Origin of the sequence: uncultured Dokdonia sp. (assembly GCF_937910895.1) — a bacterium.
Lineage (GTDB): Bacteria > Bacteroidota > Bacteroidia > Flavobacteriales > Flavobacteriaceae > Dokdonia.
Window position 1 is genome coordinate 52345 of the sequence record NZ_CALEMI010000050.1, and the last position, 22207, is coordinate 74551.

Annotated in this window: 24 protein-coding genes; 10 read left to right on the forward strand and 14 right to left on the reverse strand. The window is 34.6% G+C overall.

The window, feature by feature from the left end; genetic code table 11:
- Positions 1-51: 51 nt before the first annotated feature.
- From Q0505_RS05960 to Q0505_RS05990, 7 genes are all read left to right on the forward strand, one after another.
- Positions 52-882, forward strand: a complete 831-nt coding sequence (locus Q0505_RS05960) for a restriction endonuclease (RefSeq protein WP_299210165.1) — start codon at positions 52-54, stop codon at positions 880-882.
- A complete protein-coding gene (locus Q0505_RS05965) occupies positions 875-2269 on the forward strand; it encodes an MBL fold metallo-hydrolase (protein ID WP_299210167.1) in 1395 nt (464 codons plus the stop codon). The genes Q0505_RS05960 and Q0505_RS05965 overlap by 8 nt, the downstream gene beginning before the upstream one ends.
- A gap of 70 nt (positions 2270-2339) precedes the next feature.
- On the forward strand, positions 2340-2747 hold the full coding sequence (locus tag Q0505_RS05970; protein ID WP_299210169.1) for a hypothetical protein: 408 nt from the start codon (positions 2340-2342) through the stop codon (positions 2745-2747).
- A gap of 85 nt (positions 2748-2832) precedes the next feature.
- Positions 2833-3276 (forward strand): Hsp20/alpha crystallin family protein, encoded by a 444-nt coding sequence (locus Q0505_RS05975; protein ID WP_299210171.1) that lies wholly within the window; start codon positions 2833-2835, stop codon positions 3274-3276.
- A gap of 140 nt (positions 3277-3416) precedes the next feature.
- Positions 3417-3866 carry a hypothetical protein gene (locus tag Q0505_RS05980; protein ID WP_299210173.1) on the forward strand — a complete coding sequence of 150 codons (450 nt, stop codon included), beginning with the start codon at positions 3417-3419 and terminating at the stop codon, positions 3864-3866.
- Position 3867: 1 nt separating this feature from the next.
- Positions 3868-4524 (forward strand): hypothetical protein, encoded by a 657-nt coding sequence (locus Q0505_RS05985; RefSeq protein ID WP_299210175.1) that lies wholly within the window; start codon positions 3868-3870, stop codon positions 4522-4524.
- A gap of 3 nt (positions 4525-4527) precedes the next feature.
- Positions 4528-5517 (forward strand): NAD(P)-dependent oxidoreductase, encoded by a 990-nt coding sequence (locus Q0505_RS05990; RefSeq protein WP_299210177.1) that lies wholly within the window; start codon positions 4528-4530, stop codon positions 5515-5517.
- A gap of 207 nt (positions 5518-5724) precedes the next feature.
- Here Q0505_RS05990 and Q0505_RS05995 read toward each other — a convergent pair whose 3' ends face one another.
- The 9 genes from Q0505_RS05995 to Q0505_RS06035 all read right to left on the reverse strand — a co-directional run bounded on the left by Q0505_RS05995 (position 5725) and on the right by Q0505_RS06035 (position 13750).
- Positions 5725-6333: a porin family protein gene (locus tag Q0505_RS05995; RefSeq protein WP_299210179.1), complete on the reverse strand. Its 609-nt coding sequence runs from the start codon at positions 6331-6333 to the stop codon at positions 5725-5727.
- A gap of 278 nt (positions 6334-6611) precedes the next feature.
- A complete protein-coding gene (locus Q0505_RS06000) occupies positions 6612-7394 on the reverse strand; it encodes an ABC transporter permease (protein WP_299210181.1) in 783 nt (260 codons plus the stop codon).
- Positions 7387-8094, reverse strand: a complete 708-nt coding sequence (locus Q0505_RS06005) for an ABC transporter ATP-binding protein (RefSeq protein ID WP_299210183.1) — start codon at positions 8092-8094, stop codon at positions 7387-7389. Before Q0505_RS06005 ends, Q0505_RS06000 begins: the two co-directional genes overlap by 8 nt.
- Positions 8091-9329: a nitrous oxide reductase family maturation protein NosD gene (locus Q0505_RS06010; protein WP_299210185.1), complete on the reverse strand. Its 1239-nt coding sequence runs from the start codon at positions 9327-9329 to the stop codon at positions 8091-8093. Before Q0505_RS06010 ends, Q0505_RS06005 begins: the two co-directional genes overlap by 4 nt.
- Positions 9330-9333: 4 nt before the next feature.
- Positions 9334-9774 carry a nitrous oxide reductase accessory protein NosL gene (locus Q0505_RS06015; RefSeq protein ID WP_299210187.1) on the reverse strand — a complete coding sequence of 147 codons (441 nt, stop codon included), beginning with the start codon at positions 9772-9774 and terminating at the stop codon, positions 9334-9336.
- Positions 9774-10385 (reverse strand): hypothetical protein, encoded by a 612-nt coding sequence (locus tag Q0505_RS06020; RefSeq protein ID WP_299210189.1) that lies wholly within the window; start codon positions 10383-10385, stop codon positions 9774-9776. The genes Q0505_RS06015 and Q0505_RS06020 overlap by 1 nt, the downstream gene beginning before the upstream one ends.
- A 273-nt stretch (positions 10386-10658) precedes the next feature.
- Complete coding sequence (gene nosZ / locus Q0505_RS06025; RefSeq protein WP_299210191.1) at positions 10659-12623, reverse strand: Sec-dependent nitrous-oxide reductase; 1965 nt, start codon at positions 12621-12623, stop codon at positions 10659-10661.
- 34 nt (positions 12624-12657) lie between these two features.
- Positions 12658-13236 carry a fasciclin domain-containing protein gene (locus Q0505_RS06030; protein ID WP_299210193.1) on the reverse strand — a complete coding sequence of 193 codons (579 nt, stop codon included), beginning with the start codon at positions 13234-13236 and terminating at the stop codon, positions 12658-12660.
- A gap of 7 nt (positions 13237-13243) precedes the next feature.
- Complete coding sequence (locus tag Q0505_RS06035) at positions 13244-13750, reverse strand: cytochrome c (protein WP_299210194.1); 507 nt, start codon at positions 13748-13750, stop codon at positions 13244-13246.
- A 456-nt stretch (positions 13751-14206) separates the two neighbouring features.
- On the opposite strand from Q0505_RS06035, the gene Q0505_RS06040 reads away from it, so the two are divergent.
- The 3 genes from Q0505_RS06040 (at position 14207) to Q0505_RS06050 (ending at position 18419) form a co-directional block, all read left to right on the forward strand.
- Positions 14207-14359, forward strand: a complete 153-nt coding sequence (locus Q0505_RS06040; protein WP_299210196.1) for a hypothetical protein — start codon at positions 14207-14209, stop codon at positions 14357-14359.
- 712 nt (positions 14360-15071) lie between these two features.
- Positions 15072-17165, forward strand: coding sequence for a phosphate acetyltransferase (gene pta / locus Q0505_RS06045; RefSeq protein ID WP_299210198.1), 2094 nt, complete (start codon positions 15072-15074; stop codon positions 17163-17165).
- A 69-nt stretch (positions 17166-17234) separates the two neighbouring features.
- Complete coding sequence (locus Q0505_RS06050) at positions 17235-18419, forward strand: acetate kinase (protein WP_299210200.1); 1185 nt, start codon at positions 17235-17237, stop codon at positions 18417-18419.
- Between the two features lie 91 nt (positions 18420-18510).
- On the opposite strand, the gene Q0505_RS06055 is transcribed toward Q0505_RS06050, so the two are convergent.
- From Q0505_RS06055 to Q0505_RS06075, 5 genes are all read right to left on the reverse strand, one after another.
- On the reverse strand, positions 18511-18924 hold the full coding sequence (locus Q0505_RS06055) for a hypothetical protein (protein WP_299210202.1): 414 nt from the start codon (positions 18922-18924) through the stop codon (positions 18511-18513).
- Between the two features lie 200 nt (positions 18925-19124).
- Positions 19125-19484 (reverse strand): hypothetical protein, encoded by a 360-nt coding sequence (locus tag Q0505_RS06060; protein WP_299210204.1) that lies wholly within the window; start codon positions 19482-19484, stop codon positions 19125-19127.
- Positions 19485-19520: 36 nt separating this feature from the next.
- Complete coding sequence (locus Q0505_RS06065) at positions 19521-19949, reverse strand: OsmC family protein (protein ID WP_299210206.1); 429 nt, start codon at positions 19947-19949, stop codon at positions 19521-19523.
- Positions 19950-19959: 10 nt separating this feature from the next.
- A complete protein-coding gene (locus tag Q0505_RS06070) occupies positions 19960-20886 on the reverse strand; it encodes a J domain-containing protein (RefSeq protein ID WP_299210208.1) in 927 nt (308 codons plus the stop codon).
- Between the two features lie 14 nt (positions 20887-20900).
- Complete coding sequence (locus Q0505_RS06075; RefSeq protein ID WP_299210209.1) at positions 20901-21671, reverse strand: sigma-70 family RNA polymerase sigma factor; 771 nt, start codon at positions 21669-21671, stop codon at positions 20901-20903.
- Positions 21672-22207: the final 536 nt, after the last annotated feature.

A 22207-nucleotide genomic window follows, 5' to 3' on the forward strand; every position in this document is an offset into this window, starting at 1 on the left:
CTAAAAAAAGAGTTGATCTCTCATACATTTCCATTCGTTAATATTCAAACTGTGAAAGAAAAATCAACTATTAAGGTACAGAAATCATCAGGAGAAAAGGTAAATTTTTCATTACCAAAACTCAAAAAGTCACTTCGGCATAGCGGTGCTAGTGAAAAAGACATTCAACAAATTATAGATATTGTCCGAGACGAATTATATCAAGGCATTTCTACCCGAGAAATCTATAATCGAGCGTTTGTTTTACTCAAAAAGAAGAAATCTATTTTTGCTTCCAAATACAAACTTAAAAAAGCTATTTATGAATTAGGTCCTACAGGATTTCCCTTTGAACATTTTATAGCAGAAATCTTGGGTCACTCAGGATTTCAAGTAGCAGTAGGTCAATATGTACAAGGAAAATGTGTTACCCACGAGATAGACGTGGTCGCTATAAAGAATACTAAAAAATTATTTATCGAGTGTAAATTTCATGGAGAAGAAGGACGTAATTGTGATGTAAAAATACCGCTATACATTCATTCTAGATATAACGATATCACCACCACGCAATCTCAAGAATATGAATATGAAGGTTGGGTAGTCACAAATACGCGCTTTACATCAGATGCTATACAATATGGAAAATGTGCTCAATTATATCTTTTAAGCTGGGATTTTCCAAAAGGCAACGGACTTAAAGATAGAATTGATCGAATTGGGTTATACCCTATCACTGTATCTACACTGCTCTCAAATAGAGAAAAAGTGTTTTTGTTAGATAGAGGTATTGTACTCTGTAAACAATTATTAAAAGCTGTTTTTTACCTAGATCATTTAGGGATTTCTGAAGGACGAAAAGAGCAAATTACTAACGAAATAAAACTACTCTGCAATGCCTAAAGCAACCTCCCTTCAAAAAATAAAAATTCATTTCCTAGGCGCTACAAAAACAGTGACAGGCTCCAAGTTTCTTATAGAAACCCCTTCTTTTAATATTCTTTTAGACTGCGGAATGTTTCAAGGACTTAAAGAATTAAGAGAGCGCAATTGGGAACCATTACCCTTTGATGTTTCTAGTATAGATCTTGTTGTATTAACCCACGGCCATCTTGATCATACTGGATATTTACCAAGACTACTCAAACAAGGATTTGAAGGCAATATCTTAGGTACTTCCCCTACCTTAGAAATTACATCTATTATTCTAAAAGACAGTGCCAGGATACATGAAGAAGATGCAAAACGCGCTAACGAAGAAGGATTTACAAAGCACAGTCCTGCACTTCCATTTTATACCGAAAAAGAAGCACAGAAGACTATCACACTGTTTAAAATAATCGAACCTGAAAAATGGATAGAATTACACGATAAAATTTTCTGTAGGTGGATGCCTGTAGGGCATATTATAGGAGCTACTTTTATTGAATTAAAAATAAATGAAACCATTTTTGTATTTTCTGGAGATGTAGGAAGACCCCAAGATCTTTTGTTAAGACCTCCTAAAAAACCCGAATGGGCAGATTTTCTTTTTTTAGAAAGCACCTATGGAGACAGATTACATCAAGAAGATGATACAGAAGAAAAGTTAATTACTCTTATTAAAGAATTGGTCCATACAAGAGGTACCCTTATTATCCCAAGCTTTGCTGTAGAACGATTACAAACATTGATGTACATCCTATGGAAATTACATCTTAAAAATCGCATTCCAAATATTCCTGTGTATGTAGATAGTCCTATGGGAAATAATGTGCTTTCTGTGTTTGAACGTTTTACAGAATGGCATAAAATAAGCCCAAAAGAGTATAAAGCAATGTGTAATCACGTTCATATTGTTACATCGTATAGAGAAACCTGGGAAGTTATTGATAAACCTATTCCAAAAATTGTGATTGCTGGTAGTGGGATGGTGACAGGAGGACGTGTACTTACCTATTTAAAGCAGTATATTGATAACGCAACCACTAGAATATTATTAGTAGGATATCAAGCAGAAGGTACTAGAGGACGCCAGTTACAAGAAGGCTTACACGAAGTAAAAATTTATGGAAAATATTATCCTGTAAAAGCGCAAGTGCATCAGATCCAAAGCCTCTCTGCACATGGAGATCAGCAAGATTTAATTGATTGGGTAAGTGATATAAAAAATGTGCCAGAAAAAGTATTTTTAGTACACGGAGAAGCGAGTGCTTGTGATGCATTTAGAGTCAAATTACAACATCGTTTTCATTGGAATATTGAAATCCCAAACCTTCATCAAACAACAGAAATTTATATAGCTGATTAATGTCATAGTTTCTTTTTTTAAGAGGTCCTAATTTTATCTTTTTATAAACTAAAAGGTACGTCGCAAGATTATGGAAACACAGATCAAAAATGAACAGAACAACTATCATCTAGTAGCAAAAGAATGGAAATCAAATCTTCTATTTGTTGAAAATGAAATTCATTTTATTGAACAACTCATACATTCTTATGTATTTGAACCGAATACGCCTACTCTTTTTGAACGCCTTGAGCATTTCAAAACTCAAATTTTAGACATCAAAGAAAAGCATAAAAAGATACGGCAACGTGTTGTCAATCATGATAATGAATTAGGAGGATTGATGGAGTCTCATGATATAATCTCTCTGAACACATCTTTTGATAAAAAACAGCAAATGGTTTCTGCGGATTACACTCAATTTATCACAGTTTATAAAACCCTTAAATCTGAAATATTTGAATACTGCGGAGGTATCTTAAAACATAATAAAAAGTAGGCATTTTAATCTATTACTGATTGATATCATAGTTTTTGATACCCTTCCATAGTACTTTTAATGTATTAACTAAAATAAAATAATTATGTCACTAATTAAATTTAACAGAAACAGACTTCCGTGGTTGATCGGAGACATTACAAGTTGGATGGATACAGATGACTTTTTTGAAGATGATTTTTTTACAAAAAAAACAAGTATGCCTGCCATGAATGTCAAGGACAATGATGATCATTTTGAGATAGAACTTGCCGTTCCAGGATTCTCAAAAGAAGAGATTGATGTCACAGTAGCAGATGATATTCTCTCTGTAAGTGCCTCAAAAAAAGAAGAAGATGCAGAAGAAAAAGAAAATTATTCTCGTAAAGAATTTAGCTATAAAAGCTTCGAACGTACACTCCAAATTCCTCCTACTGTAAATCAAAAACAAGAAGTAAGTGCAAATTATCAAGATGGTATTTTAAAACTTACGCTTCAAAAAAACAAAGAAATAAAAGCACCACAAAAGCGTAAGATTGAAATTGCATAATTATGAGTCGTATAAGGCAGTGATTTAAAAGAAAAAAAACTGCCTTATACTTCTTATGATGACTACTACTATTTATGTATACGCTTTCACAAACCTGCCTGCTGGCAGACAGAAGCGTACTCACCCTAATAAAAATCGCTATGTACACTAATCAATATAAATTTAAATACTTAGAATGGCACAGCCCAGAAGAAATCCATGAGACCACTATAAAATGGCAATCAGAACTTGATTTTATAGAGATAGAATGGCATTTTTTACAAGAACTTCTAAGTGACAACACCTTATTATTACTCTCAGAAACCGATTTTGAAAAAACAAAAAAACTCATTTCAGAACTAGTAAGCTATAAAAAAGTAATTCCTGAAATAAGACAATTGTTAGAACAACACCGCAATGATCTCGAAGTCTTGGTAGATGGTATTAACGAGCGTCAAAAAGAAAAAGCCTTTAAAGACAGACACCTATTGCTAGAATTAAAAATAAACGATTTTAATGAGCAGTATAGACAGGTCAAAAATGCCATTTTTGATGTCATGAAAACCAGTTTAAAAAAGAGAAAACAAAAAACACTTTTAAGCAAACGATAGTATGAGAACAATTTTTTATAGCGTATTGAGTAGTGTACTACTGCTTTTGACAAGTTGTAACTCAAGTGACTTAGTTGAGAATTGGAAAAATCCTGATATAGAAATATTTGTTGCAGAAAAAGTACTTGTTTTGGCAATGACCAATGATGTGAGCAATAGAGAACGTTTTGAAAAAAGACTCGCAAACGAACTTCAAAAAAAAGGAGTACAAGCCACAGAGAGTAATCAGTTTTTTGATGAGAACTATACCCAACGCCCACAAACACGAGAAGAACTAGATTTATTAGAAAATGCGATGCTTCAAGAAGGGTATGATGCTATTTTAGTCTCAAAAATTATAGGTGCAGAAGACCGAAAAAGCTTATTACAGTCATACGATGGCTTTGACACCCTTTTTAATAGTTTTGAAGAAGATTATTATAGCAATCAGAAAATCTACACAGAAGACGAATATGCAGAGGTATACACCGTTTATCACGCAGAGTCTGCGCTCTATTGTATTTGCCCTACAAAAGAGAGAGAAACTATCTGGAGAGGTAGTATTGATATAACACAACCAGAAAGTACACGCAAAGCTATAAAAGATTATATTAGTATACTTCTTTGGGCTCTTGAAGAACAAGAATTACTTATTATAAATAATGGTAAGGGAATCTAATCTATGAAAACACTCATTTACTCTGCAAAGGATTTTGAAATACCCTATTTAGAAAAAGCAAATCAAAATACACATACACTACATTTTACTCCAGAACGACTCACAACACATACCGCAATGAAAGCTGTTGGTTATGATGCAATTTCTATATTCTCGGCAGATGACGCATCTCCCAATGTATTGGAAAAACTTAAAGCTTTTGGAGTATCCTACATCACATTACGATCTGCTGGCTATGACAATGTAAACATATTTAAAGCTCAAAAATTAGGGCTACACGTAGCCAATGCAGCCGACTATTCTCCTCATGCTATCGCAGAGCATGCTATTACACTTTTACTGGCTATAAATCGTAAAATTATCGTAGCAAATAAACAAGTGCAACAGTATGATTTTACACTTTCTAATCTCGTAGGAATAGATTTGAAAGGAAAAACAATAGGAATCATAGGAACGGGTAGAATAGGCGCTGTGATCATTAAAATTCTTCACGGGTTTGAGACCACTATTATTGCTACAGATATTGCGCAAAATGAAGATCTAATACACAATTTTGGGGTCACCTATATGCCTCTTCAGGAGCTTTGTAAGCAAAGTGATGTCGTAATACTCAGTGTTCCTTTAAATGCAGAAACACATCATCTTATGGATAAGGAAACTCTTGCCTATATGAAGCCCAGCGCATACTTAATAAATGTCGCAAGAGGAGCAATTGTAGATACAAAAGCAGTATTAGAAAGTCTCAATACAAATGTATTAAAAGGATATGCAACAGATGTATACGCGCATGAAAGTGGCATCTTTTTTTACGACAGGTCTTCAGCAAAACCTAATGACCTGCTATTAGATCAATTACTACAACACCCTAACGTTATTCTCACGCCACATCAAGCCTTTGCTACCCAAGAAGCTTTAACCAATATCGCGACGACTACTATGGAGAATCTAACGAGTTGGGAACAAGGAAAGACACCCAAAAACGAACTTACTTAAGGAAATAAAGTTTAGTTTTTATTGCTTTAGGACTGGCTTAAAATTCATTCCAAGTATATTTTGCGTGTACGTTATAAGCGTTATAGAAGTATTTTACATATATAAAGCCTTTGCATCTCTGCAAAGGCTTTATCTTATTATTTGTCTTGGTGTCTCATCTTTCTGAATCTCTCACGCTATCGATAGTAAGAAAACAGTTAAATAAAATTAAAACGAAAAACCAATATTTATACTACTACGACCATTTCTAATCGCTTCTCCTTCGTTTTGTTCAAAAATATCAGTGAATCCAGATTGAGCTCCATATTCAATGAAAAGATGTTGATCATTATTTACTGGAATCTTAACGCCTATCCCAAAAGCCAATCCAAAATCTGTACTCTTAAAAGCTTCAGAAACATCAATATCATTCTCTGTAGTCTTGCCACTTAATAAAAAACCAGCATACGGTCCTACATTCAAATACCAGTTACGCTTCTTTGCAAAATGCCAGTTGGCTACGATTGGGACACTTAAATAATTTAACGCATAATCTGTGGTAAACGTTTCAGTCTCATCAGCAAAAAAACCGTCAGACCATCCTTTTTGATCATAAATAAGGCTTCCCTTTATACTCCAACGATCTGAAAAATAGTAATCGCCGTATGCCCCTATATTAAGAGCTACTCTAGAGCTTGACGCGTCTTCATTATCTATCGTTGAGATATTTGAGATGTTAAGTCCTCCAAAAATACCATATTCAAAATCTCCCTTATCTTGAGCATAAGAAAAAAGGCAGCTAGATAAAGCCAATACTAATAGATAATGTTTTTTCATAATTTGATTCATTTTTTATTTATAATTATTGTTTGTTAACCAACAAATATACTCCTTAAGTATTGCGCTAGAAATAAAATAGTCTATTAATAATCTTGAGAAATACAAAGAATACCTACAAGTGAATAGCAATGTTTTTTTGCTTTCGCGAAAGCAAAATTCTCCTTTTTTAAAATTGAATAAGATATCGATTACCATAGCCTAATAGTATCCATCCATTAGACCCAATACGTGAAGTGATCTCAAAAAATAGAATCATACGTTGGAACAACCATCGCTTAAAAATCTTTTTTTCTACATTTTCTGTACATATTTAATAGTGGGACAATTACCCATAAAGACAATGCTGCTATAGAAACTAAAAGACCAAAGCTCGTTCCGAAAAACTTCTGAAAAACAGCCCCTGTATACCCTAATAGAGCTGAAATATCTAATTTTAATATGATTAAAATTCGAGATAAATCAATAGGATTAAATAGTGTGGCACCTATCGAAAAGGAGTCCAAAGGATACGATTGAAATGCGATAAGAGACATCAAAAATAAACCATCATAAATAACAGCCATAAACAACCAAAAGAGAATAGAATAACTAAATCCTTTTATTTTATTTTCATTATACAAGGCAATATTAAAGGCAATTGCTGTAAATATTAAAGTGAGAAATGTGCCTGTCACAAGCAATAATACAAAGTCCCAAATCTCATTAGACTGAAATAATCCATAAAGAATAAATGGAATACCAAGCCCTATAATAAGACTCATAGAAAGCGATAATGCAACGCCTAAATATTGACCAATAAATATAGAAGATCGCTTAATGGGTTGTGCCAATAACAACTCTGTAAACTCTTTAGAATTGTAATAATACATCACGCCAAAGATAGTCCCAATAAGCGGTATTAAGATAATGATTACATTCATCAAAGTAATGACTGCTTTTGAAAGATCATTATTTAAGAAAAGAAGAACACATCCTAGCAATAAATAAAATAGTAAATACACATAACTCCATCTACTGCGTATTAAATCAAAAAAACTATATTTTAAAATTTTAAACATCTTCTTGGATTAAAAGGTTAGCAATAGCATATTCAAAATTGGGGGCTTCTGTTTGTTTTTTAAGTGCTTCAATATTCCCCTTAAAGTACACTTTGCCTTCAAGTAAAAACACAATCTCATCTGCCATTTCTTCTACAAAACTCATGATATGAGAGGTCATCAAGATGATTTTTCCTTTTGCTTTTTCTTCTTTGATGAGTTCTTTTAAATGTATCAATGCAATAGGGTCTAATCCTGTTGTGGGTTCATCTAGAATAATAATAGGACTATCAAACATAAGCGTTAATACAATATTTACCTTCTGCTTAGTACCACCAGAAAGTGTATTCAACTTTTTTGATAAGAAAGGTTCTAGTTTAAATAGTTTGATTAGTCTTTTATCTTCTCCTGGACGATTGCGTACATCCTTTATCATACGGATAAGTTCCTTTACAGTGAGATTTGCAGGAAAGTTGGCTATTTGTGGGAGGTAGTCTATTTGATCTCTATATTTCCAGTTTTTGTTTATGGGAACATTAGCTACGAGTAAAGTTCCTTTATCAGGAATGACCATTCCTAAGATAGATTTGATCAAGGTTGTTTTACCCGAACCGTTGGGACCCAAAATGGCAACGATCCCTTTTTGGGAGATGTTTAAATCTATGCCTTTAAGCACTGGATTCTTGCCAAATTTTTTATGTAATTGTTCTATGCTGATCATTTGTACCGTTTTATGTGTGGTGTCATATCCAATAAATTATCGGGTGTAAATACGGGTGATACTTTTTCTGAAAAATCTATAATATCAATAAATAAGCTTCTCATTAATATGATGGTTTCTGGAGTTTTGTTTACGATGTATGAAAACAACTTAACTGGTCTGTAGGGTACATCTCCTACCCCATCCTTATCGAGATCATACCCTGTATAACTGCTCCAATAATTGTGTTGAAAAATAGTATCATTGATTTTACTATGGTAGGAAACATCAAAGGAATTATAGAGGAAATTATTTTTTTCAAAGGTGTTGGTATAACAAGCACCTAGTACTTTGATAGCGTAGCCATTGCTAATAAAATCATTCCCAGAATATACTACTCTATTAGAACCCTCAATGTTAATGGCAACTGTGTTTTCTTCAAATACATTCCCTTTTATCTCGGCATCATTTATTTCTTTTAAGAGTAAGCCAAAAGCAGCAGTACCCCAGTTTTTCTTAAACGTATTATTCAGCATTTTGATCCGTTTTGAAAACATGACCGCCACCCCTGCTCCATTATTTTCAAAGGTATTATTGGTATAGAGATCATCATTAGAAAACATAAAATGCAATCCATAGCGTAGGTTATTTGTGCTTGTATTTTCATTGATCGTAATATTATCTGAAAACTCTAGATAGATACCATCACGCACTTTTTGAACATTATTTTTTTCTACTACTACATGTTTAGAATACCAAAGCTGTATACCATTCCCTGAGTTATATTCGTCTTGAGCATCTCCAATGATTGTATTGTGATAAATTTTTCCATGGTTTGATTTTTCAATATAAATGCCAAAAAAAAGTTTCTCCAGCACCACATGTTGTATTAGAAAATGCTCACTTCTCACTACGCGTATGGCTGCATGATCACTTGTATAACTTGTTCCTACATTCACGATAAACAAGCCATCTATCGTGACATGATCTGAAACAATCCGTATGATTTCGCCTTGATCTTCACCATCTATGACAGGGAAGTTTTCCCCTTTTATGGTAAGCGGTTTATCTACTACAATATTATACTCCTTATACGTTCCCCTTTTTACTAAAATAGTATCACCCGCCTGAGCCATTTTAATGGCTGCTTTAAGTGAACTCACGGGACAGCCATTGCAAACCTCAATAGTTTGTGCCGTTATTTGTAAACCACAAAAGAGCATACTACCAATGAGAAAGTTTTTGAGTAGACACATACAGTTAGTTACTTAAATAGATTTTTAATTCTTCCCAGGTATATAAAACCCCTTCCTTTTCTGATTGAATTTTCGCTGCATTTTCTTTACTTTGAAAACTAGTAAGATTTGCTCCCATAGGGCTTGGTAGGTTCTCGCTTATTAAGAATGTAGCATCTTGCGTTGCAATAAATGCTGTTGGAGCCTCATAGTAATTTGTGAAAACTTCAGCTACTTTAAGTTCTTTAGTAGCTGTCATATAATTGACCATACACTCTGTGGCGTCAAATTTGAATACTTTCCCCTTATCAGTAATCAATTGGGCTCCATGTATTTTATCAACGATCGTCATTTTACAAAAATGACAGCCATCATTCCCATAATCTATCTCCTTAGGTCCATTACTACAGCCAATCATGATGAATAATGTGAAAAATACAAAACATATTTTGAATCGTGTTTTCATTAGTTTGTTGTTTTAGAACGTTTCCCTATCCAATATGCAATGAGTGTGAATACCATTCCTAATCCCATGAGATACCCTCCCAATCGCGGATAGGAATACGCATCAAAGTTTAATAACTTTTGATGTCCAAATAGTGGCGGTTTATAACTCATAGGTGTCCCGTCTGGATTTTGTAGTTTCATAATGGCATTCGGGTCGAGATTTGTTCCATAGTCTATCATCCAGGCATTAAAATCATACATTCCCATAATTCCTAAAATGGTCATCAGTACTAGCCATCCTAAAAACCAGTGGTAACTTACTTTGCCAAAAAAACCTAGAAGTCCTATTAAAAAACCTAACGCAGCCATACTTCCTATAACGATCGGGAATACCGTGAACTCCCACATTTCATTGGGTTTTGGTATTATTTTCATCCCGATATAGTGGTTAAGCCCATCAATATTTTGAATATCAAATTCGTTCATTCCTTGAATGCCGTTGATGTAAATATTCATCCCCAAAGGTTCAGGATATTGAGGTGCTCCCAGCATAATATTCCACAACGGGAATTGAAATAAACCCGTTAGTAATAGGGCGCCAAGGATCATAAGAATACTTGCTTTTTTCATTAGAATAAGAGTTGTTGAGGGTACGCTTTCGCGAAAGCGTACTAAGAAAGAATACATATGATACCACTTAGAATGTAAAATCAGATAAAAGAATTTGAATTATGATGTGTTCAAATGAAATAGAAAATCAAATCATAGCCTTAGTTACGGTTTTATTTTATATTGAAATTTGAATGCAACAGAAACAAATTATTCATCTTATTTTATGTTTTAAGTGGTATAGTATAAACAGGCAGCACTCTAAAGAACTGCCTGCTTACAACCAACCAATCATTAATCTCCATCCAAAGACCAACTTAATTCTATATCAGAATTTGCTGGGGATACTCTGACATATCCTTGCATTTCTTGGTGCAATGCGCTACAAAAATCTGTACAGTAAAAAGGCCATACGCCTACTTGTTTTGGCTCCCAAAGAGAACTCTTGGTTTGTCCAGGCATGATGAGTAACTCTGAAGTATTCTGACCTATCATAGCAAACCCGTGAGGGACATCAAAATCCTGCTCATGGTTTGTGATATGGAAGTATACTTTGTCTCCCACTTTTACGCCTTCTATATTATCTGGTGTAAAGTGACTACGGATGGTAGACATATAAATATGCACTTCATTGCCTTTACGTTCTACACGCGCTTGGTCTGGACTGGTTACTGCATACGGATGTTTATTCTCATCTAATCGGTATAACTTTTTAGACTTAGGCGCTAATATACTCGCAGGAATTCCAGCAGCATAATGCGGTTCACCGTGGGTAGGAAAGTCATAAAGAAGTTCCATTTTCTCGCCAGAGATATCATAAATCTGCGCTGAGTGTTCCATCTCTGGCCCTACAGGTAGATATCTATCTTTGGTAATTTTATTTAAGGCTACGGCATATTTCCCGAAAGGTTTTCTAGAGTTACCACCAGGCACCATAATATGTCCTACTGAATAATAGGTAGGTTTTCTGTCAATTACTTCCCAAGTACCTAATTTCCATTTTACGACTTCAGAAGAGATAAAGAAGGTAGTATATGCGTTTCCTTTGCCATCAAACTCGGTGTGAAGAGGTCCTAAACCACCACTTTTTACCGTACCAGCGAGTACATCTTCAAATTTCAGAATCGGAATCCCATACGCTTCTCCATCAAACTTTTTAGCTTCGATGGCTGCAAGCATTCTGTCAAATGAGTGTACCGTTAAATCTGCAGAGAGTTTACCATTACCTATAATATATTCTCCAGAAGGATCTACATCACAACCATGAGGTGATTTTGGCGTAGGTAAAAAGAAAACGGCACCAGGCACATCCAATGGATTTACGGTAAGTACTTCTTTTTTCATCATACTTGTCGCCGAATGTGTAGACTCATCATACACGTTGTGTGCATAATTTGCGGGTACTTTAATACCACCGCCATTATTTACATAGGCTTCAATTTTCTTCCAGTTGATGGCTGCAATAAAATCCTTATCATTCTGAGAAGAGTTTACTTCCTGTAAAGAATTTGCTTCCTCCGTATTGTAAGTGGTAAAGAAGAACCAACCATGGGATTTCCCACGTCCTGGATGAGAAAGATCGTAGTTAAAACCAGGCATTATTATTTGGAATTTAATATCCATGTGTCCGTGTTCTGGATCCACACTGATGAAGGATAGTGATCCTTTAAAGTTTCCTTTATATTCATTAATGGGCATATCGCGTTGTGGGATAGGTACTGAAAATCGAGTCCCAGCCACTACATATTCGGTGTTTTCAGTAACAAAAGAAGAACTGTGATTACCGGCACTATTAGGGACTTCGATAATTTCTTCGGTTTCAAAAGTGCTTAAACTTATCCTTGCTATTCTAGGCGTGTTATTACCGTTAATAAAAATCCAGCGTCCGTCTAGTTCTCCATTGGTTTGAGAGATATCTGGATGGTGAGAATCATCCCAAGGAACAAAACCGTGAGAGGTTTCTAGCATAGGTTTTGTCTCTTCAGAATAGCCATATCCAGAGGTTGGGAATTGAGAAAAAACAGGAATCTCTTTAAACATTCTGCCAGATGGTAAGCCGTATACCGTCAAGTTACCGCTGTACCCCCCAGACATAAATGCATAGAATTCATCGTGTTCACCAGGTGCTACATATACTTTTTCTGCGGCACTAGAGTTTAATGCACCACTTGATGTATTCTGACCATTATTGTTACCACAACTTGTAAGCAACATAAGCGCGCCAAATAATGATAAAAGTTGGAATTTATATTTTTTCATTGGTTCTAGTATTTAGTTATTTTCCTGATTGTAATTAATTTGATGTTGGTAGAATGACCTTGTCAACTACATGCACAATACCATTTCCTGCTTTTATGCTTGCTATTATTTTGGCTCCTCCTACGTATACATCATCTCCTTTTACTTCAACAATAGCATTTGTATCGTCTGCTTGTCCTAGTTTTTTAAATTTTTTCAAAAAGTTCTTGTCATAATTACCAGCAGTTACATGATGCTTTAATAGGGTTGCGAGCTTTTCCTTATTTTCTGGCTTGAGTAAATCTTCTACAGTCCCAGCGGGTAACGCATCAAAAGCTTCATTGGTAGGAGCAAAAACCATTAATGGTCCTGCATTTACGAGTGCATTTTCTAAGCTTGCTGCTTGTACTGCAGCCACGAGTGTGGTGTGATCTGGCGAGTCAATCGCTATTTGTAACACATTAGGCGTAGAGCTATCATCATCTATAAACGCTTGACCTTTTTGACTTTCAGATATAGCTTCTTGAGCTGTTAGAGTAGAAATTGTTTCTTGTTTGGTGTCATTTTTACAACTGTAAAATGTAATAAGAAGTACAATCAATGGGATTACTTTACATATTTGGATGGTTTTCATAATACTATTATTTTAAGGTTCGGAAATACTCTAGAATGTCTCTGGCTTGCTGTTCTGTCAGATTTTGATTTGCCATTGCCGCGCCATTAAACTCGACCAGCAAGTCTTTTGCACATTGATCTTCTTCGGTCATTAATTTTGGATCTAAAATCATGTTCATGATCCATTCTGGACTTCTACGTTCTAAAATTCCTGTAGGATTTGGACCTATAAAACGTTTTGTCGTCTTGTGACAGGCGGTACAGTTGGTTTTAAAAAGAGCAGCTCCTCTTTCTACCATAGCGTTATCTATGGTTGCGTCAAGTGTTAATGACGTAATTTTTCCGACTCCTTTATTCTCTAGAGTTATTCTCTTAGAGGCAGGAACTTCATTAGATACGGGAGTCTCTTTTTTAGTTTCAACATTTGTCTTTTGTCCAATTTGAATTTTTTCTTTCTGTTTCTCCTCTTTACCCCCACAGCTTATTAGGAGTCCTAATGCTAAGAGAAAGGATGCTTTGATTATGTTATTCATGTGTATCGTATTAGGTATTTTAAAAAATCAGTTGACATTAGTGTGGTAATGATCAAAAGGACCCTCCTATTGATATGCCAAAATTAGAGGACAAAATTGTCTGAAAATATGATATTCATCATAATTCGGATAATTTTGTCCTTTATACTTGTAGTACTCAAGTATAAGAAGAAACATGTTTTCTAAGGCCTGCGAATACGGAATACGATTCTTGATATTCATTACTATGAAATCTAGTAATGGGGAGCGCGTAAACCTTACTGATATTTCCAAAGTAATTAATTCTCCCAGTGCTTTTACGGCTAAAATTTTATAAAAACTTGTAAAAGCTAATATCATTATATCCGTAAAAGAACCTCACGGGGTTTTCAAATTTCTAAAGAAACTATAGATACCATTAGACTTAGTGATGTTGTAGAAGCTGTAAACGATGATAGGCTATATAACGGTTGTGACTTGGGACTTGAACAATGCAACAAACTAAAAATATGTCTACTACACGAGCGCTTTAAGGAAGTAAGAAGAGAGCTTAAAATGATGCTAGAAGAAACCACCTTAAAAGGTCTTACTGATCAATTAGAAAATGGCACTGGCTTTTTTAAAATATAATAACATTTGCTTCAAAAGTATGACAACATTAAAAGAACAAGCGATAAGACAGTCTGTTCTTTAAAATTTTAGAACTGCCGCTGTATTTTTAAAATAGGGTATTGATTTTTGTTGCAAAGTCAATAAACTATCATATCGCTTTTTCAAATACTTGAAGAATTTAAAAAAGAGGCCCACTTACATATCCATTTAGAAAATAATATCTTTTTTCTTGAAATAATGAAATTGGAGAAAATGGATCTAAAAAAACAGCTACTCTATTTTTTAAAATCATAGGAGTTACTTTCTTTTCAGAGGAATGTCATCTATATGTAAACTAAATCTCTCTGCATAGACATTACAGGGCTCATGCTCCAAAACTGAGATAAATTAATAATCTTCGAGACAAGCTTACTAGGTTTTAAATGAAACATAATTTATAAATTTCCGAAGCAAGCTTTAATGTATTGGATCCGATCTAATATTTAGGACAAGCCTTAAATCCCTCTGAAAAAGTAGGATTAATTCTACTAACTCTTTCAAGGAGTTGCGTAGCAACAAATTTAAAACAGCGTTACCCTAATAAATGGGAATTAAATGATCTAAGTCATATCTTTACAGTACCTTTTTTAGATGATCTACACCATTTTTTTCATCCTAAGGAGATCGTCATTTTTATCTAATAGATTTTTAGAGTTTTGAACACTACTAGTCAAAAAGTTCCATTAAATTAATGAACAAAGCTATATATATTGCTACTACCGAGTCCAATAGTGGTAAGTCAATCGTTTCCCTTGGGCTTATGTATTTATTACTCAGAAAGGTCGCAAAAGTAGGGTATTTTAGACCTATTATCGATGACTTCGAACCTGGAGAAACCGATAATCATATCCATACAATCACCTCTTATTTTAATTTGGATTTAAAATTTGAAGAAGCCTATGCATTCAAGAGAAGTGAGGTGATTCGGAAAATAAATGAGGATAAAGATGACCAAATCATTAGCACGATTATTAAAAAATACAAGGCTATAGAAAAACGCTTTGATTTTGTAATTGTAGAGGGCACCAGTTTTTCGGGTCAAGGATCTATGATCGAACTCGACATCAATGTTTTAATTGCACGGAATTTGGGTATTCCCGTCATCATTCTATCTAGCGGTGTAGGAAAAACACTGGAAGAACTTATTGGAGATTTACAAATTGCATACGACTTATTTAAGGACAAAGAAGTGGAGGTGGTGTCTATTATCGCGAACAAAGTAGTTCCTGAAAATCAAAAACGAGTCGTGATCGCACTGAAAAAACAGTTACCTTCAAAAGTGGTCGTGAATGCTATTCCGCTCAATCCTGTTTTGGCAAACCCATCGATTAATGAAATTGTCAAAGCATTTGATGCCAAGGTACTGTTTGGAAAAGAATTTTTAGATAATCAAGCAGGATACTTTAGCGTGGGTGCTATGCAGTTACGCAACTATCTTACCCATTTAAAAGCAAATGGTCTGGTCATTACGCCAGGAGATCGTGCCGATATTATCTTAGGAGCATTGCAAGCAAATGTGTCGGCAAATTATCCATCTATATCAGGAATCATACTTACTGGAGGGTTAGTACCCGAAGACTCCATTAGTAAACTCATAGAAGGTTTATCAGACGTTGTTCCTATCATATCTGTTCAAGGAGGGACGTTTTCTGTCACCAATAAGATAGGAGCCATTAGATCACAGATTTATGCAAAAAATACGCAAAAGATACTAACGTCGATTCGTGATTTTGAGAACTATGTCCATGTAGAGGCTTTGATAGAGCGTTTAATTACTTTTGAGCCGAGCGGGATTACACCTAGAATGTTTCAGTATAACTTATTGCAAAAGGCAAGAGTCCATAAAAAGCATATTGTATTACCAGAAGGAACAGACGAGCGTATTCTAAGAGCCACAAAACAGTTAATTGATCAGGATATTGTGACTATCACGTTGCTGGGCGATAAAAATGAAATAGAAACAAAACTGGGAATCTTAGATCTAGATCTGAATCTTGATAAGATCAATATTATTAATCCTAGTGAATCTGTTTATTTTGACGCTTTCGCGAAAGCGTTATATGAACTACGAAAACACAAGAATGTAAATCTTGCCATGGCACGTGACCTCATGGAAGACGTCTCCTATTTTGGAACCATGATGGTGTATATGGGGAAGGCAGATGGGATGGTTTCTGGAGCGGTACATACAACGCAACATACGATTCTTCCTGCGCTTCAGTTTATTAAGACAAAGCCAGGAGTTGCTTTGGTTTCTTCTGTGTTTTTTATGTGTTTAGAAGATCGTGTGAGCATTTATGGAGATTGTGCGATTAACCCTAATCCTACAGCAGAACAATTGGCAGAAATCGCTATCTCTTCTGCTGGTACGAGTGTGGCTTTTGGTATTGAACCTAAAATAGCTATGTTATCCTACTCCTCTGGTACTTCTGGAATAGGTGAAGATGTAGAACGCGTACGAAAAGCAACAGAAATAGTAAAACAAAAACGCCCTGACCTAAAAGTAGAAGGACCTATTCAATACGATGCCGCAGTAGATATGCAAGTGGGTCAAACCAAAATGCCTAATTCTGAAGTTGCAGGACAAGCCAATGTGTTTATATTTCCTGATCTCAACACAGGAAACAATACTTATAAAGCGGTGCAAAGAGAGACAAAAGCACTGGCGATCGGTCCTATCATACAAGGATTGAATAAACCCGTTAATGATCTAAGTCGGGGGTGTACGGTGGATGATATTTTTAATACAGTTATTGTTACTGCTATTCAAGCACAGGATATATAAATCTGAAGTATGTATTAGAAAATCTATTATACTTTTAATACATAATACAGGTTAAACAAAAGAATCAACATGAATATATTAGTCATTAACTCGGGAAGTTCGTCTATAAAATTTCAGGGTATTGAGATGCCTTCAGAAAAAGTGATATGTAAAGGGATTGTCGAGCAAATAGGTTCTGCAAACGCTCGCCTTAGCTATAATACAAATCATATTAATATTCAGGAAACAGGCGGATTAGAAACACATAAAGATAGTTTACAAAGAGTTGTAAGCTTATTGCTAGACCCTGAAAAAGGAGTGATTAAGCAGATAAGTGACATTCACATGGTGGGGCATCGTGTTGTGCATGGTGGGAATTCATTTTCAAAGACTACGATCATTAATGCTGAAGTGAAGGAAAAAATTAAACAGTACGCATCCTTAGCTCCTCTGCATAATCCTCATAATCTTCAAGGTATTCTGCTTGCAGAACACCTATTCCCTTCTGTAAAACAAGTGGCGGTATTTGATACTGCCTTTCATCAAACCATTCCGTTAGTAGCTCAAAAATATGCGATTCCTAATATGTTTTTTACAGAACATCAGATACAGGTATATGGCTTTCACGGAACTAGTCATAAGTATGTTTCTGAAAGAGCGATTGATTACTTGAAATTGGAAAAATCAAAAATCATCTCTATTCATTTAGGGAATGGTTGCAGTATGACAGCTATTGTTGATGGTAAAAGTATAGATCATAGTTTAGGATTTACGCCCTCTACGGGTCTCATTATGGGTTCTCGAAGTGGTGATATAGATCATTCGATCATTTTTTATATGGTAAATAATCTAGGTTATAGCGTAAACGACGTTGAAAATTTGCTCAACAAAGAAAGCGGAATGTTAGGTCTTACAGGTTATAATGATCTTAGAGATATTCAAGCTGGGGTTGAAAAAGGAAATACAAACTGTATCCTTGCGATGGAGATAAATGCGTATCGCATTAAAAAGTACATAGGCTCTTATGCATCAATAATGAATGGGTTGGATGCTATTATATTTACCGCAGGAATTGGTGAGAATTCTAGTATGTTGAGAAAAATGGTGTGTTCAAATTTAGACTATTTAGGAATAGCGATAGATCATTCTAAAAACGAGGAAGTAGCTAAAGAAATAAGAGAGATCAACACCTCTTTATCCAAAGTAAAAATACTAGTCATTCCTACCAATGAAGAATTAGAAATCGCTAAGCAGGCTTATGAATTACTTGAATAAATCAAACCTATTTACCAAAATATAATGCAGACTTCAATCTTCAAATAGGAAGCATCTCAGCCTAGAGTTTTGAAGTATTTTTCAGACTGTTTCAACCCTTGTTGGTTGTCCTTCTTCCTCTTGTTTCTCTTGTGGTTGAGGTTCTACTATACCTAGGAGTATGGGAATGATTTTCTCTATGGTATGTTTGAATATTACGTTCCCTATATCCTTTCACACGCACAAATTTACTTCGATTGAGGTTAATGCTTCTATATCTAGGTGGAAGTACATCTACTCGAGTCCAGACGTAATTTTCTAAGTATATATAGTGCCTTGCTGAAAGATCATAGTAGATAAAGTAATCAGGAAAATATACATAACGTACAGATTGAATTCTATCTGGATAAAACCATGCTGGAGGTGGATTCTGAGGGTATGGAGAGATAATAATGGGTCCGCAACTTACCAAAAGCAATACGCTAGATAGTATGATAACAACTAATGATGGTTTACTTTTTTTCATGACGAGTTCATTTAGACTGCAAAGAAACTATGAGAACAATAATGTTGAAATGACGAAGGTCATTTTACAGTAAGACTGTTTAAAATATTTTTGAAATAAACTAGCTCAAGGCATTTAAATCTCGATTATCGAGTAACAAATGTGTCGTCATCCATCTTTTTTAAAGACCTTTTTATGAAAAATAATATCAATATTTAACGTTATGGTTTAACGTGAAAGAATTCTTCTAGTAAGCTTACCTGAAATGTTCCTACAACTGAAAGATCACTATCTGCATTAAGAAGAACTAGTCCATAGCCCAAGAGAGAGAGCTTACAATCTTGAATGACGCCTTCCCTTGTTCCATTAAACATAGGTTTAAAATGTTTACGAGTTTCAAGACCCGAAGAATTAGCAATTTTAATAGCAGTCCTCACTGCTTCATTGATTTGTTTAGGAGACAGTCCTTTCTCTAGAAGGTCGCTTGCCCAAAAACGCATATTTAAGCGATGATAAAGATCTAAAAAATAGTCCAAGCTATCCGCTCGATCATAGGTGCTTTTTTGTAATATGGTTATCATAATAATATCTTTTTTGAAGGTTCATCACAATTTGTTTTAATTATTAATTAATGGATTAGCATTTGATTCTAAAACTCTGATCGTGCTTTCTATTTTACAAGACAACTTTGCGGTATTATATATCGTACCAAATTTCTCTATGTTCTTTTTAAGTAAATTGACATTCAAATTGGAATCATCCGAATAGATCGTTAGGTCATATACGATATCCGTTATTTTAGGGGGTGTATTCATACGTATAGCTTTCACAATAATATCTGTGCCAGAATAGGTAAACTTCATTAAATTGGAGAATCGCTCAATATTTTTAAGAATACAAGCGGCAAAAGACCCTAAGAATAATTCGGCAGGGTTCGGGAAAACGACTTCAGATTCTGAAGTTATTCCAAAACTAATATTCTTTTGTTTAATAGCTATAGAAGCACCGCTATTTGATGTTGAACTTGCTTTAATTTTATACTCCATACGTGGTGTTTTATTTTTGCGTTTGTAGTTCCTTTAATTGCTTAAATAACAATTCTTCTTGCTTCGTGATATTTTTTGGTAATATCACATTCAGTTTAACAAGTAGATCACCAAAGGAAGATGGAGTACCGTATTTAGGCATTCCTTTGCCTTTAAGTCTTAATATTTTTCCCGTTTGACTTCCTTTGGGTACAGTGATTTTTAGCATTCCTGAAAGTGTTGGAACTTCTATTTTATCGCCCAAAATGGCTGTATATAAATCTATGGAGACATTGTAAAGAAGATCATCTTTATTTCTTTCAAACCTAGGGTCAGGCTGTACCCTTAAAATAATATATAAATCGCCTCTATTCCCTACTCCTGCGCTTGGTTGTCCTTTTCCTTTTATCTTCAATTGTTGACCGTCATAAGAACCAGGCTTTATAGTAATCCTTAAGTTTTCATTATGAATCTCAAAAGTGCGTTTGCTTCCTTGATACGCTTCAAGTAACGTGATAGGCATTTCAGCTTGAATATTGCCGCCAGAAAATGCAGCTCTCCCTTGTCTTCCTGCTTGTCTACCGCCTTCACTTCCAAAGAATGTCTCAAAGAAACTCGAAAAATCTGCTTCACTTCCATCTCCGTAAAACGCTGAAGAACCACTTCTACTGTAACGCTTTTGCTGATTTTGTTGATTTGCATAGTCTCTCCAATCATCGCCAGTATGTTGATATGCCTCCCAATTTGAACCTAGAGTGTCATATTTCTCCCGTTTTTCGGTATCACTCAATACCTCATTTGCCTCGTTAATTTCTTTAAATTTTTCTTCTGCTTCTTTGTTGTCAGGGTTCTTGTCTGGATGATACCGAGCGGCAAGCTTCCTATATGCTTTTTTAATATCCTTAGCAGAAGCGTCTTTGGTAACGCCTAATATTTTATAATAATCCTTATAGTTCATTTGTGGAAGGGCTGTTAGTCAAGATCATATCTATTAAAAAAACTTAGTTTCAGACTTCGTCTAGCATCATGAAGAAGTTGTTGAACTTCTTCTATAGTTGTCTTCCTTATTTCTGCAATTTCAGCGAGTGTAAGATGCTGTTTTGTAAATAGCTCAAACACATTTTGCATAGGGGTGGGTAAATTGTGAAATACTACTTGTATGTGCCTGTCTACTTCTTCTTGATGTAAGGCTTTATCTATCTTTTGTACAAGTGCGTTTTCTGTGTTTTCTATAAATACATCATCTAACTTATAGGTGTCTTTGTGATACGAAATATCATTGAGTTCTTCCTTCATAATAAGATCTCCGTCAATTTGAGCAGTAAATTTTTCTTGCATTTGATCCCATTCATTTTTAGAGTAGTCGTCTATATTTTTCATGAATAGATCATCAAATTCCTCTTCAACAATGACGTCATCAATAAGTTCATTAGTCTTCTTATATAACCATACGTAAAACTCATCTTCATTTGAGAAGTCTTCAATATGGTCATAGATCTCAATAAATAACTGATCTATGAAGTCATTGGCAATGTATTTATTCTTCGTAAAATGCCCTTTTTGGATCGCAGTACGTACTCTTTTAATAATATATCGTCTTATTTCAGGTAATATTTCTAAAAGCAATTGATTAAAAGCAATTCTATTTTCCTCTTTTTTAAGTTTAATAAGGCTAGGCAGTATTTGCTTTATAGATATTTGAAGCTCTTTACGACTTTTGTAATAAGTGGTCTGGTTTGCCATAGTTGTCATTCTTTTTAGTTCACTGATTACCCTAAAGGTGCAAATAGAAAACCTACAATAAAATGACAAGCGTCAGTAAATGAACTTAAAAATGCTGGTGGGTTCACATAACGTTAGAAATACAAAAAAGAAGAGACTCTCAAAAGAGTAAAATTACACAACACTCAGTTCTTTAGGAGTGCTCTTTACCTCAATAAATACACTATTCGGAATCATTGATAGCCAAACACACCTTCGTATTTAAACGATTTTTATTCTATTTATACGCTTTCGCGAAAGCGATAGATCACAAGAAATAATTATAAATTCATTTTAAAAATGAATAGTTGTCTTCAACGAATACGGATGATCACTTTTTCTGAGACGAAAAATAAAAAGACAGATAGTAAGCAGAAATTAAAAAAAACTTGAAAGATTCCTATACAGTTCCAATTACTTTTGGTTTTTTGCTTTGGTTTAAAACATTTCCTTTTTTAGCCATCTAAAAATTTTTATTACTAATATACATGTACGGTTTTTACGTAATTTGCTGATAA